This is a genomic window from Pseudomonas sp. S3E17, assembly GCF_024168685.1.
In the GTDB taxonomy this organism is placed as follows: Bacteria; Pseudomonadota; Gammaproteobacteria; order Pseudomonadales; family Pseudomonadaceae; genus Aquipseudomonas; species Aquipseudomonas marginalis.
The window spans coordinates 893,404-908,641 of sequence record NZ_JALJWE010000001.1 but is presented as its reverse complement, the minus strand read 5'-3'; the positions used below and the strand labels follow the sequence as shown (position 1 = coordinate 908,641).

14 protein-coding genes are annotated in these 15,238 nt (G+C 64.0%); 4 read left to right on the top strand and 10 right to left on the bottom strand.

Translation table 11 applies throughout. The annotated features are described in order from the left end of the window. The first annotated feature begins 98 nt into the window (after nt 1-98). Together pnuC and J3D60_RS03670 are read left to right on the top strand one after the other, a co-directional pair. Nucleotides 99-662, top strand: coding sequence for a nicotinamide riboside transporter PnuC (gene pnuC, locus J3D60_RS03675; RefSeq protein WP_115486146.1), 564 nt, complete (start codon nt 99-101; stop codon nt 660-662). Continuing rightward, a complete protein-coding gene (locus J3D60_RS03670) occupies nt 659-1,177 on the top strand; it encodes an AAA family ATPase (protein ID WP_253493944.1) in 519 nt (172 codons plus the stop codon). Before pnuC ends, J3D60_RS03670 begins: the two co-directional genes overlap by 4 nt. Nucleotides 1,178-1,272: 95 nt before the next feature. Here J3D60_RS03670 and ggt read toward each other — a convergent pair whose 3' ends face one another. The 10 genes from ggt to J3D60_RS03620 all read right to left on the bottom strand — a co-directional run bounded on the left by ggt (nt 1,273) and on the right by J3D60_RS03620 (nt 12,894). After that, nucleotides 1,273-2,997 carry a gamma-glutamyltransferase gene (gene ggt / locus J3D60_RS03665; protein WP_253489800.1) on the bottom strand — a complete coding sequence of 575 codons (1,725 nt, stop codon included), beginning with the start codon at nt 2,995-2,997 and terminating at the stop codon, nt 1,273-1,275. Nucleotides 2,998-3,089: 92 nt separating this feature from the next. Beyond that, nucleotides 3,090-5,792, bottom strand: coding sequence for a cystathionine beta-lyase (metC, locus tag J3D60_RS03660; RefSeq protein WP_253489797.1), 2,703 nt, complete (start codon nt 5,790-5,792; stop codon nt 3,090-3,092). Between the two features lie 39 nt (nt 5,793-5,831). After that, on the bottom strand, nt 5,832-6,428 hold the full coding sequence (locus J3D60_RS03655; protein WP_253489794.1) for a cysteine dioxygenase: 597 nt from the start codon (nt 6,426-6,428) through the stop codon (nt 5,832-5,834). A gap of 16 nt (nt 6,429-6,444) precedes the next feature. Further along, nucleotides 6,445-7,269, bottom strand: coding sequence for an amino acid ABC transporter ATP-binding protein (locus J3D60_RS03650; RefSeq protein ID WP_253489791.1), 825 nt, complete (start codon nt 7,267-7,269; stop codon nt 6,445-6,447). Beyond that, nucleotides 7,256-7,939 (bottom strand): amino acid ABC transporter permease, encoded by a 684-nt coding sequence (locus tag J3D60_RS03645; protein WP_115486151.1) that lies wholly within the window; start codon nt 7,937-7,939, stop codon nt 7,256-7,258. The genes J3D60_RS03650 and J3D60_RS03645 overlap by 14 nt, the downstream gene beginning before the upstream one ends. Next, nucleotides 7,929-8,654 (bottom strand): amino acid ABC transporter permease, encoded by a 726-nt coding sequence (locus J3D60_RS03640; protein ID WP_253489788.1) that lies wholly within the window; start codon nt 8,652-8,654, stop codon nt 7,929-7,931. Before J3D60_RS03640 ends, J3D60_RS03645 begins: the two co-directional genes overlap by 11 nt. After that, nucleotides 8,651-9,853, bottom strand: a complete 1,203-nt coding sequence (locus tag J3D60_RS03635) for an aminotransferase class I/II-fold pyridoxal phosphate-dependent enzyme (protein WP_253489785.1) — start codon at nt 9,851-9,853, stop codon at nt 8,651-8,653. The genes J3D60_RS03640 and J3D60_RS03635 overlap by 4 nt, the downstream gene beginning before the upstream one ends. Further along, complete coding sequence (locus J3D60_RS03630) at nt 9,850-11,271, bottom strand: FAD-binding oxidoreductase (protein WP_253489782.1); 1,422 nt, start codon at nt 11,269-11,271, stop codon at nt 9,850-9,852. Before J3D60_RS03630 ends, J3D60_RS03635 begins: the two co-directional genes overlap by 4 nt. Beyond that, a complete protein-coding gene (locus J3D60_RS03625) occupies nt 11,264-12,070 on the bottom strand; it encodes a transporter substrate-binding domain-containing protein (RefSeq protein WP_253489780.1) in 807 nt (268 codons plus the stop codon). Before J3D60_RS03625 ends, J3D60_RS03630 begins: the two co-directional genes overlap by 8 nt. A 2-nt stretch (nt 12,071-12,072) precedes the next feature. Next, nucleotides 12,073-12,894 carry a transporter substrate-binding domain-containing protein gene (locus J3D60_RS03620; RefSeq protein ID WP_253489777.1) on the bottom strand — a complete coding sequence of 274 codons (822 nt, stop codon included), beginning with the start codon at nt 12,892-12,894 and terminating at the stop codon, nt 12,073-12,075. Between the two features lie 237 nt (nt 12,895-13,131). Here J3D60_RS03620 and J3D60_RS03615 point away from each other — a divergent pair, with 237 nt between their 5' ends. Both J3D60_RS03615 and J3D60_RS03610 read left to right on the top strand, forming a co-directional pair. Further along, complete coding sequence (locus J3D60_RS03615; protein ID WP_027607924.1) at nt 13,132-13,989, top strand: LysR substrate-binding domain-containing protein; 858 nt, start codon at nt 13,132-13,134, stop codon at nt 13,987-13,989. A 78-nt stretch (nt 13,990-14,067) separates the two neighbouring features. Continuing rightward, nucleotides 14,068-15,213: a MalY/PatB family protein gene (locus tag J3D60_RS03610; RefSeq protein WP_253489774.1), complete on the top strand. Its 1,146-nt coding sequence runs from the start codon at nt 14,068-14,070 to the stop codon at nt 15,211-15,213. Nucleotides 15,214-15,238 lie beyond the last annotated feature (25 nt).

The window sequence follows — 15,238 nt, the reverse complement described above, 5'->3', positions numbered from 1 at the left end:
GGGGGCAAGCCCCCTCCCACATTTGCCTTACTGTGTTTTGAAGATTGCTGGCCTCTGGTTACAATCCCCGCCCTCTCCCACTCTCCCAAGGAACCGCCATGTCCGGGCTTGAACTGTTCGCCGCCGCCCTGGGGGTGATCGCTGTCTGGCTGACGGTCAAGCAAAACCCCTGGTGCTGGCCCATCGGCCTGGTGATGGTGTTGCTGTACACCTGGGTGTTCTATGACGTGAAGCTTTATTCCGACATGCTGCTGCAAGTGGTCTACGCCGCCCTGCAAGTCTACGGCTGGTGGCAGTGGACCCGCGCCGGCGAGGTCAGGCAAGGGCGCCAGGTCACCCGCCTGGGTTGGCCGGCAATCATGACCAGCATGACCATCGGTGCGGTCGGCAGCCTGCTGCTGGGCGCTGCGATGGCGCACTGGACCGATGCCGCCCAGCCCTGGCTCGACGCCGCCCTTACCGGCTTCAGCCTGGTGGCGCAACTGTGGATGGCGCAAAAACGCGTGCAATGCTGGCCGCTGTGGATCGCCGTGGATGTGATTTTCGTCGGGCTGTTCCTCTACAAGGGCTTGTACCTCACCGCTGCGCTCTATGCCCTGTTCACCGTGATCGCCGTGCAAGGCTGGCGTGAATGGCGCGCCGACCCGGCGTTGCGCGCATGAAGGTGGTGGTCCTCGCCGGTCCCGAGTCCAGCGGTAAAAGCTGGCTGGCCGCCGAACTGCACGCGCATTTCGGTGGGCTGATGGTCGGTGAGTACGTGCGATATTTCATCGACCGGCACCAGCGCGACACCCACCTGGGGGATATCCCGGCCATCGCCCACGGCCAACTGGCCTGGGAAGATGCCGCCCGCGCCCGGCAGCCGCGCCTGCTGGTCCTCGACACGCACCTGCTGACCAACAAACTGTGGAGCCAGACCCTGTTCGGCGACTACCCGGCATGGCTCGACGACGAACTGCTGGCGCGGCATTACGACCTGCACCTGCTGCTGTCGCCGGATGATGTGGAATGGACCGCCGACGGCCAGCGCTGCCAACCGGAACTGGCCGACCGCCAGGCGTTTTTCCAGGACAGTCTGGCGTGGATGCAGGCGCATCGACAGGCGGTGGTGGTCATCAGGGGGAGTTGGGAGGAGCGCCGCACCGCGGCGTTTGCTGCGGTAGAACAGCTGTTGTAGTGAGCGGGCTTGCCCCGCGCTGGGTGGCGAAGCCGCCCCAATAAAAAACACCGCAGCCTGCCAGACAGGACGCGGTGTTTGGTTTTAGGGGGGGGTTAGTAGCCCAGCGACAGGCCGGTATTACGCCGCGGGTCATTCGCGCCATAGAAGCGGTTGTTGCCCACCGGCTTGCCATCCAGGGACGGTGCGCCCACCAGGATCGCCGCCAAGTGGTTGGCGTCCTGCGGCCCGGCAAACTTGTGGCCCCAGCTTTCCAGAATCTTCTGGGTGTCCGGGCTGACCGCGAAGGTCTCCAGGTTGGTGGTTTCCGGCATCCATTGCTGGTGGAAACGCGGCGCGTCCACGGCTTCCTGGATGTTCATCTTGTAGTCGATGACATTCAGGATGGTCAGCAGGGTCGCGGTAATGATGCGGCTGCCACCTGGCGTACCTACGACCATCACGGCCTTGCCGTCCTTGGTCACGATGGTCGGGCTCATCGACGACAGCGGCGCCTTGCCCGGTGCGATGGCGTTGGCTTCCCCCTGCACCAGGCCGTACATGTTCGGCACCCCGACCTTGACGGTGAAGTCGTCCATTTCATCGTTGAGGATCACCCCGGTCTTGCTCGCCATCACGCCCGCACCGAACCAGTCGTTGAGGGTGTAGGTGACCGAGACCGCGTTGCCCCATTTGTCGACGATCGAGTAGTGCGTGGTGTTGTTGCCTTCGTGCGGTGACACACCCGGCTTGATCGCCTGGGAATCCCCGGCCTTGTGCGGCTCGATGGCGTCACGCAGTTTGGCCGCGTAGTTCTTGTCCAGCAGATGCTCGATCGGGTTCTTCACGAAATCCGGATCGCCCAGGTAGCTGTTACGGTCCACGTAGGCGTGGCGCATGGCTTCGATCTGATAGTGCAGGCCCTGGGCCGAGTGATAGCCCAAGTCGGCCATCGGGTAGCCTTCGAGGATGTTCATGATCTGGCAGATCACCACGCCGCCCGAGCTTGGCGGCGGTGCCGAGACCACGTGGTAGCCGCGGTAGTCGCACTCGATGGGCGCCAGTTCGCGGGTCTTGTACTTGTCCAAGTCGGCCTGGGTGATGATGCCCTTGCCGGCCTGGCTGGAATCCACCAGGGCCTTGGCGACCCAACCCTTATAGAAACCGTCGCTGCCCTTGGCGGAGATTTCCTTGAGGGTCCTGGCCAGGTCTTTCTGCACCAGCTTCTGGCCGACCTGCAGCGGCTGGCCGTTGTGCAGGAAAATCCCGCGCATATCCTTGTCTTTTTCGAACTCGCCGGTGGCGGTGTGCAGCAGGTCGATATCGCCCTGCTCCAGGGCAAAGCCGTTTTCCGCCAGCTTGATCGCGGGGGCAATCACCTGGGCGCGCTTGAGGGTGCCGTACTTGCTCAGGGCCAGCTCCATGCCGGACACGGTGCCAGGCACACCGACCGCCAGGTGTCCCTTGGCACTCAAGCCTTCGACCACATTGCCGGCCTTGTCCAGGTACATATCGGCGGTGGCCGCCAACGGGGCTTTTTCGCGGAAGTCGAGGAAGGTCTTGCGCCCATCCGCCAGTTGCACGGTCATGAACCCACCGCCGCCCAGGTTACCCGCCGCCGGGTACACCACCGCCAGCGCATAGCCGACCGCCACCGCCGCGTCCACCGCGTTGCCGCCGGCCTTGAGTACATCCACGCCGACATGCGTGGCCAAATGCTGGGCGGTCACCACCATGCCATTTTCACCGGCCACCGGGGCCTGGGAAGCGGCCTGTACGCCGCTGACGGTCAACACCAGGGCGGTGGCAATTAAGGTGCGGCTGAAGGGTTGGTATTTCATCCATGGCTACTCTAGTTATTGAGATGCACCAAAATAGCCCGTCCCGAATTTAATCCCCAGCGCAATGGCGTTTTTATTACAGAACCTGTCGGTCACAGAACGGCACGTGCAAAGCCGCGTTGCAGATCCTCGATCAGCGCGGCCACATCTTCCAGACCGATATGCAGGCGCACCACCGGGTTCAACGCACGGTCGGCCGCACTGTCGCGGTCGCGGGTGTCGGCCACGATGACCAGGCTTTCATAGCCGCCCCACGAAGAGCCCAGGCCAAACAGCTGCAAGCCGTCGATAAACCGCTCGACGTAAGCGGCCTCGGCATTCACCAGTTCAAACGACACCAAGCCATTGCTGCCGGTGAAGTCCCGACGCCACAACCCATGCCCCGGATGCCCGGGCAAGGCCGGGTGGAACACGCGCTTGACCTGCGGTTGCGCCTGCAACCACAGGGCGATGTCCACGGCCTGGCGTTCGTGCACATCCAGGCGCGAGGCCAGGGTGCGGGCGCCGCGCAGGATCAGGTAGGCGTCGTCGGCACTCACCGCGTTGCCCAAGGTGTCGCTCATCCTGCCCAGCGTCGGCCAGGCCGCCTGCGTGGTGCACACACTGCCCATCATCACGTCGCTGTGACCGCCAAGGTACTTGGTCAGGGCCATGATCGAAATATCCGCGCCCAACGCCAGCGGTCGGTACAGGTAGCCCGAGCCCCAGGTGTTGTCGACGGCGAGCAGGATGTCGCGTGGCTTGCACAACGCGGCAATCGCCGGCAGATCGCACAGCTCATACAACAGTGAGCCCGGTACTTCGGCGTAGACCAGCCGGGTATTGGCTTGCAGTTGCGCTTCCAGCCCCTTGCCATCGGGCGCGAAGTAGCTGACCTCGATGCCGAACGGCTGGAGGAACTCCCGTGCCAGCTTGCGCACCGGGGAGTACACCGCGTCGGTGATCAACACATGATCGCCGGGGCGCAGGTAGGCCAGGAACACCTGGGCCGCTGCCGCCAGGCCCGTGCCGTAGAGCCGCGTGCGAAAGCCGCCCTCCAGCTCGGTGACAAGGTCTTCCAGCGCATGGGAGGTCGGGTTGCCACGCGCGCCGTAGGTCAGCACCCGCTCGCCGTCGCGGCGGGCACGGGCGTCGCGCATCTGCGCCAGGTTGTCGAACAGCACGGTGCTCAAGCGCGTGACGGGTACGTTGACGGCGCGGCCGCCATGACCTTTTTCGGTACGCGCGGCATGGATCAAGCGCGTGCGCACCCGCGACACAGGTACCAGCGGCTTGAGGCTGGCGATTTCCGCTTCGCTCATTTGTGCGAGCAGGCCGATCTCCCAGGCCAGGTACTGGCGCGCGGCGTCCTTGTTGCCGCTGTGACGGTCGTGGGTGAAAAACAGGAAGTCGATACACTCGGCGTCCGGCGGCGTCTGCGGGTCTTGGTTGACCGGCAGGCCGGCCGAGACCCACGCGGCGAAGCCACCGTCGAGCAACCGGGCCGACAGGCCTTCGGCAGCAAAGGCCGCCAATGCCGGGTCATCCGCCACCAGCACCAAGGGACGATGGTCGGTCTTGAGCCGCGCACGAATCGACCAGCGGGAACCGGCAATATGGCCCTTGCGGTAGGCCATGCTCGGGCGCAGGTCGATCAGGTTCACATCACTCAATTCCAGCGCCAGGGCCTGGGCGCTGATCAGCGGCAACGGCTGATACGCCACTGGAGGCAACACCGGCAATACCAGGCCGCTGTCGATACCACCGCTCAGCACATAGGCTTGGTGCCCGAGTTGACGCAGCCAACTGGCGACAATCGGCGCACGCACGCCATCGCTGTCCACCAGCACGATGCGCGCCTGGCGCACGCCGATATACAGGTCGGTGGCCTGGATCAACTGCCCGCCCGGTGTATGTTGCGCGCCTGGCAACGAACCAAGGGCAAACTCTTCAGCGGTGCGCACATCACACAGGAACAGGCTGCGTTGCGCGTCATCCGCCCATTGTCGAACCTGATCCGCCGATACCGTCACCACCCCTGCCCGCTCGGCCAATTGCCGCGCAGCCAGGCGCTGCCGAGCCAGGTCAGTGCTGACCTGATCGGCATAGCGCCGCGTACTGCCATGTTCCAGCTGGAAATCCTCCAGGTACCAGCCCTGGGTACCGTTTTCCAGGGCATAGATGGGGTTTTTCAAGCCCAGGTTGATCAGGGTCTGGGCGCCGATAATGCTGCGGGTGCGTCCGGCGCAATTGACCACGATGGGCGTGCTGTCATCCGGCACCAGATCATGCACGCGATAGCCCAACTCACCGTTGGGGCAGCAGATGGAACCGGGGATGGTCATCTTGCGGTATTCATCGAACGGTCGCCCGTCCAGCACCACCAGCGGCTCGCCGCGCGCCTGCCAATCCGCCAGCTGGCGCGCAGTGACATGGGGCGTGTGACTGGCCTCCTCCACTAACTCACCAAAGGCCTTGGACGGCACATGCACACCGGCAAACAGCTGCAACCCCGCCGCCTGCCAACCCTCGGCACCGCCCTCCAGCACATGCACGCGGCGGTAGCCCAGCGCCTGCAAACGCGCGGCAACCAGCGCCGCCACCTCGCCGCCATCCTGGTCATAGATCACCAGCCGCACCTGCGGGTTGGGCGCCAGGCGGCGTGCCTCCAGCTCCAGGCGGCTATAGGGCAGGTTCACCCCATGGAACAGGTGGGCTTCGCCGTATTGCCCGTGCTCGCGCACGTCGAACACGGCGATTTCCTGCCCGTCGAACAGCCATTGCTGCAGTTGACGTGGGGTGATGGTCTGGCTCATGGAAGTCCCAACAATTAAGAGAAAAGTGGCTGCAACGCTTCAGGCATAAGCCTTGATCGACGGCGCCATCTGCGAGGCGTTGTAGTTGAGGATACGGCCGTCCGCGTCCACGCCGTAGCGGCCATTGAGGGATTCCAGCGGCAAGCCATACAGGTGGAAATGCAACGTTGCCTGCTCACCTTCAACCTTGATGCCATGCAGGTCTTCACCGAGGAACGAGATCGACGTGCCCGGCTGCACGATCACTTCCTTCTCAAGGCTCAGGGTGGTGAAGCCCGGCTCGCGACCTTCGTCATTGCGTGCATAGACGTAGTTGATCTCCTGGCCTTCCACCGCGCTGATGATCGCCCAGGTCTCATGGTTGTGCGGCAGCGTGCTTTTGCCCGGCAACAGCGAGTTGAGGTACAGGGTCGGCGTATCGCCGTCGTCGTTCAGGCGATAGCGGAATGCGGTGCTGCCCTGCCCTGGCACAGGTGCGGGGAATGCCTCGAAGTTGAACAGGTCGCGGCGCTCGGCCAATTGCTCCAGCAGGCCGACGATTTCCACCAGGGCCGCGCGGTCTACGCCGCGCTGGTTGATGACGCGGATCTGCTGCAAAAACGCCTCGATCACGGCGGCACGGTTTGCGTTGCTCATCACGGTTTTCCTCTTATCAGACTGACAGGCTGTAACGGCTCAAATGGGTCAACAGGTACGGGTCATGGTGGATGGGGCCACGGCGCCCCGAATCGCCCAAGGCATGGCGCAGGAACGTCTGGGTGCGTTCGTTGCCCGGGTTCTGGAAGATCTGCGTGGCGCTGCCATGCTCGACAATCACGCCGTTTTCGGTGAAGTACACGACGTCGCTGATCTCTTCGGCGAAGCGCATTTCATGGGTGACCAGCACGCAGGTCATGCCCTCTTCGGTCAACTCGCGGATCACCGTCAGCACTTCGCCGACGGTTTCCGGGTCGAGCGCCGAGGTCACTTCGTCAAACAGGATCAGCTCCGGGCGCATCGCCAGGGCGCGAGCAATCGCCACGCGCTGCTGCTGGCCGCCGGATAACTGGCCGGGGTACGCATCGGCCTTGTGCTCCATGCGCACCTTGGCCAGCAGCGCCCGCGCGTCTTTTTCCGCATCGGCACGGCTGCGACCGAGCACCTTGCGCGGGGCGATCACCAGGTTTTCCAGCACCGACAAGTGCGGGAACAGGTTGTATTGCTGGAACACAAAGCCGACGCGCTTGCGCAGCTCGATGCGCTGGGCTTCCTGGACCAGGGTGTCGACCTGGGTCTGGTCCACGCGAATGCTGCCGCGCTGGGGCTGCAACAGCCCGGTGATGCAGCGCAGGATCGTCGACTTGCCCGAGCCCGACGGGCCGATGATCGACACGGCCTGCCCGCGCAGCACGTCGAGGTCGATGCCCTTGAGCACCGGGTTGGCGCCGAACGACAGGTGCACATCCCGCAGGCTCACCAAGGGTTCAGTAGAAGGCATAACGGCGCTCCAGGTGTTGGGTCAGGCGGGAAATCGGGTAGCAGTAGGCAAAGAACAGCACCAGCAGGCTCAGGTAGATCACCACGGTAAAGCCGGTCATGTTCACGGTGTTGCTGGCGATCTGCGCGGTGTCGATCACATCATGCACACCCACCAGCGAGGCCAGCGCGGTGCCCATGGTGACCACCGCGTAGAGGTTCATCCACGGCGGCAACATGCGCTTGAAGCACTGCGGCAGGATGATCGAGCGAAACAGCTGGCCACGGGTGAATGCCAGGGACCGCGCGGCCTCCCATTGGGTGCTGGGGATCGAGCCGATGGCGCCCCGGAAGATTTCCGCGACATTGGCGCTGGCCGGCAAGGCCAGGCCGAGGGTGACCTTGATCCAATCGGGGAACGACACGTAGCTGCTGCCGATCCGGATCTCGAACGGGAACACATAGGTGGTGAAGTAGATCAGCACCAGCCATGGCGCATTGCGAAACACCTGCACCCACAGCCGCGCCACAAAGCCCAGGGGCGACAATGCCAATGCACCGATCAACAGGCCCAGCACCGAACCCATGCCGATCGCCAGCAGGCTGATCAGAATATTCTGGCCAAAGCCTGCGACCAGCGCCGGCGACCACTGCCACAACGCCGACAGCACGGGAAATGAATCAATGGCCATAGCCGGGCATCCTCAGGCGCGCTTCAAGCCAGCGCCCCACACAATTGACGATAAAACTCAGCAGGCCGAAAAAACCCAGGATCAGGAGCATCAGCTCCAGCACGTTGTCACTCTGGGTCCAGATCATGATCGCCGCGTAGGTGATGTCGCCCACCGCAATCGCGGAGGCCACGGCGGTCATCTTCACCAGGTCAATCAGGTTGTTGATCAGCGACGGCAAGGCGAAGCGCAGCGCCAGGGGCAACTGCACATTCCACAGCAATTGGCGGCGGCTGAAGGCCAGGGAGCTGGCGGCCTCAAGGGTCACGGCAGGCACCGCTTCGATGCCGGCGCGCAAGGCCTCGGCATGGAACGCGCCCTTGTGCAGGGAAATCACGATCACCACCCAGGCGAACGGCGTGAGCGGGTTGGCCGCGCCGACCGCCTGGGTCAGCAGCATGTTCAACACCAGGAACGCGCAGTACAGCTGCACCAGCGTCGGCGTGTTGCGCGTGACCTCCACAAACACCCGCGCCGGCTTGGCCAGCCACGGGTTGCCTGAAGTCAGCATCGCCGCCAGTGTGATCCCCGCCAGCAGGCTGCCGAGGATGGTGAACAGGCACAGCAGGCCGGTGGTCAGCGCGCCCTGGACCAGGCTGCCGCGCTGATAGGCGTCCAGCAGGAAGGTGTAGTTCAGGCCGATACGCGCGGCCCAATCGACGAAAAGCTCCATCATTGCAATTTTCCGCAGGCTGTCGCGATACGCCGCCCGGCTTCGGCAACGCTGTCGGTCGCAGTGGCGATGGACAGGCGGAACCACGGCGACAGGCCATAGGCACCGCCCGCCACGCCGGCCACGCCTTCCTCCAGCAACCAGGCCACCACATCGGCATCGTTGTCGATGCGCTGGCCGTCCGGACGAGAACGCCCCACCAGCCCGGCGCAACGCACGAAGACGAAGAAGCCGCCTTGGGGCTCGAGTACATCCAGTCCATCGATATTTTTCAGCGCCTCGACCAGCATGTCGCGGCGCAATTGATAGGCTGCGACCTGCTCCGCGAGGAAGTCCAACCCGCCGGTATACGCCGCCAACGCTGCGGCCTGCCCCACCGATGAGGCGCCGGAAGTGGATTGGGATTGCACCACCGCCATGGCGTCGGTGAGGGTTTTCGGCCCCGCCCCAAAGCCGATGCGCCAGCCGGTCATGGCATAGGTCTTGGACACGCCGCCCACCAGCAGGCAGCGCGCCTGCAAATCCGGCGCGACATTCAACAGGCTCTGCGCCGGGCGACCATCGAAGCGGATGTGCTCATACAGCTCGTCCAGCAGGATCAATACGTGGGAATGACGCCGCAGCACCTCGGCCAGCGCCTGCAGCTCGGCTTCGCTGTACACCGCGCCACTGGGGTTGCCGGGGCCATTGAGGATCAGCCAGCGTGTGCGTACGCCGATGTGCTGCTCCAATTGCGCGGGCAGCAGCTTGCAGCCCTGCTCCAGGCCGCATTCGATAAACACCGGTTCGCCGCCATTGAAACGCACGCTGTCCGGGAAAGACGGCCAATACGGCGTCGGCACCAGCACTTCATCGCCGTCATCCAGGGTGGCGGCGAAGGCATTGAAGATGATCTGCTTGGCGCCATTGGCAATCACGATGGACGCCAGCGGGTAGTCGAGTTGGTTTTCTTCGGCCAGCTTGCGCTGCACCGCGACGCGCAAGGCTTTAACGCCCGGCGTCGGTGTGTATTTGGTCGCGCCGGCAGCGATGGCTGCGCAGGCGGCCTGCTTGATGTGCTCGGGCGTGTCGAAATCCGGCTCGCCGGTGGTGAGGTCAAGGATGTCGCGACCGGCATCGCGCAATTCAGTCGCGCGGGATTTGGCCGCGGCGTTGGCGGACAGCGACACTCGCTGCACGCGCCGGGACAGGCGTACGGTCATGGCTGAACCTCGAGGACTTTGCCGGGGTTGAGCAGGTTGTGCGGATCCAGCGCCTGCTTGATGCGGCGCATCAGGTCCAGTTCCACCGGGCTTTTATAGCGGCCGAGCAGGCCGACCTTGCGCTGGCCGATGCCATGCTCGGCGCTGATCGAACCGCCGTGGGCGTGGGCGCTGTCATGCACCAGCGCGCTCAATTGCGCGTAATGGGCCATATGCGCTTCCACCGTCGAATCCAGCGGATGGGCCACGTTGTAATGCAGGTTGCCGTCGCCCAGATGGCCGAAGGTGAAGTTGCGCACGCCGGGGAAATGTTCCTGGAGCACTGCATCGGTGTGGGCAACGAAGGCCACCACCTGAGAAATCGGCACCGAGATGTCGTGCTTCATGTTGCCCCCGGCACGCTTCTGCGCCTCGCTCATGTTCTCGCGCAGCAGCCACAAGGCGTCGCTTTGCGCCAGGCTCTCGGCGATCAGGGCGTCGGCGATCAATGCGTGTTCGAAGGCTTCTCCGAGCACGCGCTCAAAGGCCTCGCGGGCATGGCCTTCGCCATGGTTATCCGAGAGTTCGATCAAGGCAAACCAGGGTTGGCGCGCGCTGCTGAACGGCTGGGGACCGTCAGGGAACTGGTCGCGCAGCAAGGCCAGGCAATCGGCGCTGAGCAATTCGAAAGCGGTGAGATTGGCGCCAAAACCGGCACGGGCGTGGGACAGGAACGCCACCGCCTGGGCCAGCTCATCAAAGGCCAACAATGCGGTGGCCTGGGCCTTGGGCAGCGGGAACAGCTTCAAGGTGGCGGCAGTAATAATGCCCAGGGTGCCTTCGCTGCCGATGTACAGGTCGCGCAGGTCGTAGCCGGTATTGTCCTTGCGCAAACCGCGCAGGCCATGCCAGATCTCGCCTTCGGCGGTGACGACCTCCAGTCCCAGGGTCAGCTCACGGGTGTTGCCATAGCGCAGCACGGCGGTACCGCCGGCATTGGTACCGAGGTTGCCGCCGAGGGTGCAACTGCCTTCGGCGCCCAGGCTCAACGGAAACAGACGACCGGCCTCGCGGGCCAGGTCCTGGATGTTTTGCAGGATGCAGCCGGCTTCTACCGTGAGGGTGTCATTGTCGGTATCGACATTGCGCACACGGTTCATGCGGTCGAGCAACAGCAACACCGAGCGCCCGCTGGCATCCGGCGTCGCGCCGGCCATCAGGCCGGTGTTGCCGCCCTGCACCACGATGGGCGCTTTCAACGCCACACAGGCACGCACCACCGCGGCAACTTCTTCGGTATTCCCTGGGTGCACCGCCGCTACCACCCGCCCGCTATAACGGCCCTGTTTATCGGTGAGGCGGTGCGCCGCCTCATCACTGGTTTGTACATGGGCCGCGCCGAGCAGTTGTTGCAAGGTGGCGAACAGCGCATCACTCATGGCTGAACTGCTCATGCAGGTCGCGCAAGGCCTGGGACGGGGCCATGCCGGTGCGCTCGCCGAGGGCGATCAGGAAGCCGCTTTTATGCCAGCCCTTCACGATGGCATCGAGTCTGGCCTGGGTGTCGTGCTCGCCCTTGCGAATCCAGATCACCGATTTCGACGGGATCAAATCGCCAGGCAACGGGATTTCATAACCGGCCCACTCGGCATCGCTGAGCAGCGCATGCATGGTCGGGCTGACATGTACGGCGGCCACGCAACCATTGCCACGCAGCGAGAGCAGCGATTCGGATTGGCTGCGGAACGCCTTGATCTGCGCGCCGTAGGTCTCCTGCAAAGGCTTGATGAAGTTGCTGCCCTGGGACACGCACACCGGCTGGCCCTTGAGGTCGGCCCACTGCTGGATGCCGGCGCCTTTGCGAATCAACGCAGCGCCGCCGACTTCTTCATAGGGCGTGGGCACGTAGTCGAGGATTTCGGCGCGCTCTTCGGTGAACTGCATATTGGCGATCAGGATGTCGACCTTGCCCTGTTGCAGGAACTGCACGCGGTTGGGCGCCAGCACCGAGACAGTCTGGGTCTCGACACCCAGCGCCTGGCCGATGCCTTTGGCCAGCTCGACGTTGTAGCCCAGGTGTTCGCCGGTCTTGGGATCAATGGTGCCGAACGGCGGGCCGCTGAGGATCACGCCGACGCTGATGACGTGGCGTTGCTGGACCTTGTCGAGGGTGGCGTCGGCGTGGGCGAAGCCCGCGCACAGGGCCAGGCCGAGTGCGGTGAAGGTTTTCAGGTTCATGCTCAGGCGCCCTTGAACTGTTTCTGCAACTCCACCAGGGCCGGCGATGCCGGGCTGATGCGGTTGCGGGTCTGGGCCTCGATCAGCCAGCCGCTGCGGTGCAGTTCCTTGACGATCGGATCGAGCCTGGCCTGGGTGTCATTCTCGCCGCGACGGGTCCAGATCACCGACGGTGCCGGGTTGAGCTCCGGACCAAGGACGCGGTAGTCCTTCCATTCGGCACTGTCGTTGATCAATGGGTTGATCAGGGTAGAGTCGTGCACCGCCGCGACGCAGTTGTTGCCCCGCAGGGCCAGCAGCGATTCGGACGAACTCTTGAACGCCTTGAGCTGCGCGCCGAACTCGGTCAGCGGCTTGACGTAGCTGCTGCCCTGGGAGGTGCACACGGGCTGGTCCTTGAGGTCTTCCCAGCGGGTGATCTTGCTGTCTTTGAGCACCGCAGCCGCACCGCCGACGCGGTAGAACGGCGTCGGCACGAAGCCAAGGATTTCACCGCGTTCGGCGGTCCATTCCATATTGGCGATGAGCAGGTCGACCTTGCCCTGTTGCAGGAACTGCACGCGATTGGCCGGCAATACCGGCACCAGCTGCACCTCGGCCTTAAGTTGACGGCCCAGCTCATTGGCCAGGTCGACGTTCAAGCCCTTGGGCTGTTGCGTGGCCGGATCGATGCTGCCAAACGGCCCGCCGGACAACAACACGCCCACCACCAGCACATGGCGCTGCTCGATCTTGTCCAGGGTCGCATCGGCCTGCGCCGCCACACTGCCGCCCAGGGCGATCATCGACCCCAGGGCCACCGGCAACCATTTCTTCAACATCATTGGACTTCCCCCTGGCGAATGATCGGCGTACCCCGACCTGATGGAGGGGCATGCTAGGGAGAGTGCGCGGGCAACGGAAATGCAAATATCTCATATCGTTATAACTTGCCGTGTCCGCCCCGCCTTCGTTTTTGGCATAACCCTTTATTTATTGATCCACGCAAAAATAATCTTCAGAAAAGCATAAATATCTGTAATGTTTAACTTCACGTCCTTGATATAAAACCGCCCCTGGAAATGGCCATGTCGACCCTCGACCTTGAACTCCTGCGCACCTTTATCGCCGTGGTCGACCACCACAGTTTCGCCGAAGCCGGCACGCACCTGGCGCGCACCCAGTCGTCCGTGACCCAGCATATGCAGCGCCTGGAGCAGCAAGTGGGGGTCAGCCTGTTCGAGAAGCGCGGCCGGCAAAAACAACTGACCGAGCCCGGCCTGCAACTGCTGCGTCATGCGCGGCAGATGCTGGCGCTGAATGACGATGCATTGAATTCCCTGCGCGAGAGCAGCCTGAGCGGTGTGCTGCGCATCGGCTCGCCCCACGATATTGCCGACACCATCCTGCCGCCGATCCTCAGTCATATCGCCCGCTCGGCGCCGCGCCTGCGCCTGGAGATCGACGTGGGCCGCAGTCCGTTCCTGATGGACGACCTGCACCGGGGCAAGGTGGACATGGTGATCTCCACCCGCGCCGACCCTAACCTGGAAGGCTTTGCACTGCGTACGTCGCCGGTGTGGTGGATCTGTTCGGCGCAGTACATCCACCAGCCGAGCGAGCCGCTGCCGCTGATCCTGGTGGATGAGCCGAGCATCTACCGGCGCTACGCGCTGGAGGCGCTGGAACGGGCGAACATTCCCTGGCGCCAGGCGTACCTGGCCTCGAACCTGATCGGGATTAAAGCGGCCACTCGCGCGGGCCTGGGGGTGACGCCGCGCAGCATGGAAATGCTCGGCCCGGACATGCGCGTGCTGGGCGAAACGGATGGGTTGCCGAGGTTGCCGGAGGTCACGTATTACCTGTGGATTCGGCCGAATACGGCGAACCCCATTGCGCGCAAGGCGTATGACTTGATTCGGGGCAGCCAGGGCCTGTAAAGACGGGGCTGGCATCTGGATTTTATCCCGTTAGAATCATCGCCATTCCCGCCTGCCCTCCCTGACACGAGCCCCTTCATGAGCTTTGATTTCGATACGATCCACCCCCGCCTCGGCACCGGCAGCACCAAGTGGAACCGCTACCCGGCCGATGTGTTGCCGATGTGGATCGCCGACATGGACATCGCCGCGCCGCCCGCCGTGCTGCAGGCCCTGCACGCGCGCCTCGACCAGCAGATTCTCGGCTACAGCGTGGCCGGCCCGGATGTACGCGAGGCCATCGTGGCCGACCTGTGGGCCAAGTACGCCTGGCGCGTGCAGCCCGACGACCTGCTGTTCCTGCCTGGCGTTGAGCCTGGCTTCAATATGGCGCTGCACGCCTTCGTCCAACCGGGCCAGCCGGTGGTGCTGCAAACCCCCAACTACCGGCCGATTCGCCTGGCGCCCGGCCACTGGAACCTGCCGCGTATCGAAGTACCATTCCAATTGCGCGGCGCTGAATACATCACGCCAATGCCCGCCCTGCGCGAGGCCCTGACCGGCGCCGGCGCACTGCTGCTGAGCAACCCGCACAACCCCATCGGCAAGGTCTTCCCCCGTGAAGAACTGCTGGCCCTGGCCACTGCCTGCCTGGAAAACGGCGCGCTGATCATCAGCGACGAAATCCACGCCGAACTGTGCTTCGACGGCCGCCGCCACATCCCCACCGCCAGCCTCAGCCCCGAGATTGCCCAGCGCACCATCACACTGATGTCGGCGAGCAAGGCCTACAACGTAGCCGGTTTGAAGACCTGCTTTGCGGTGATCCAGAACGCCGAGATCCGCGAGCGCTTCAACCAGGCCCGCTGCGGCATGGTCGACAGCGTCAGCCCCCTGGGCCTGGAAGCCACCCGCGCCGCCTACAGCCATTGCGGCGCATGGCTCGACGCGCTGAAGCACTACCTGCAAGCCAACCGCGATTACCTGCTCGACGCCGTGCAAACCCGCTTGCCCGGCGTGGTGATGCATGCGCCGCAAGGCACCTTCCTCGCCTGGCTGGACTGCAGCGCCCTGGGCCTGGACGACCCACAGCAGTTCTTCCTGGAGCAGGCCAAGGTCGGGCTGAGTGCGGGGATCGAATTCGGTGACGACAGCCAGCAGTTCGTACGCCTGAACTTCGGCTGCCCACGGGCTTTGCTGGAAGAGGGTCTGCAACGCATGGAGCGTGCGCTGCAGCAGCGCTGAGGCAGGCTTTATGGATGGGGGAGCG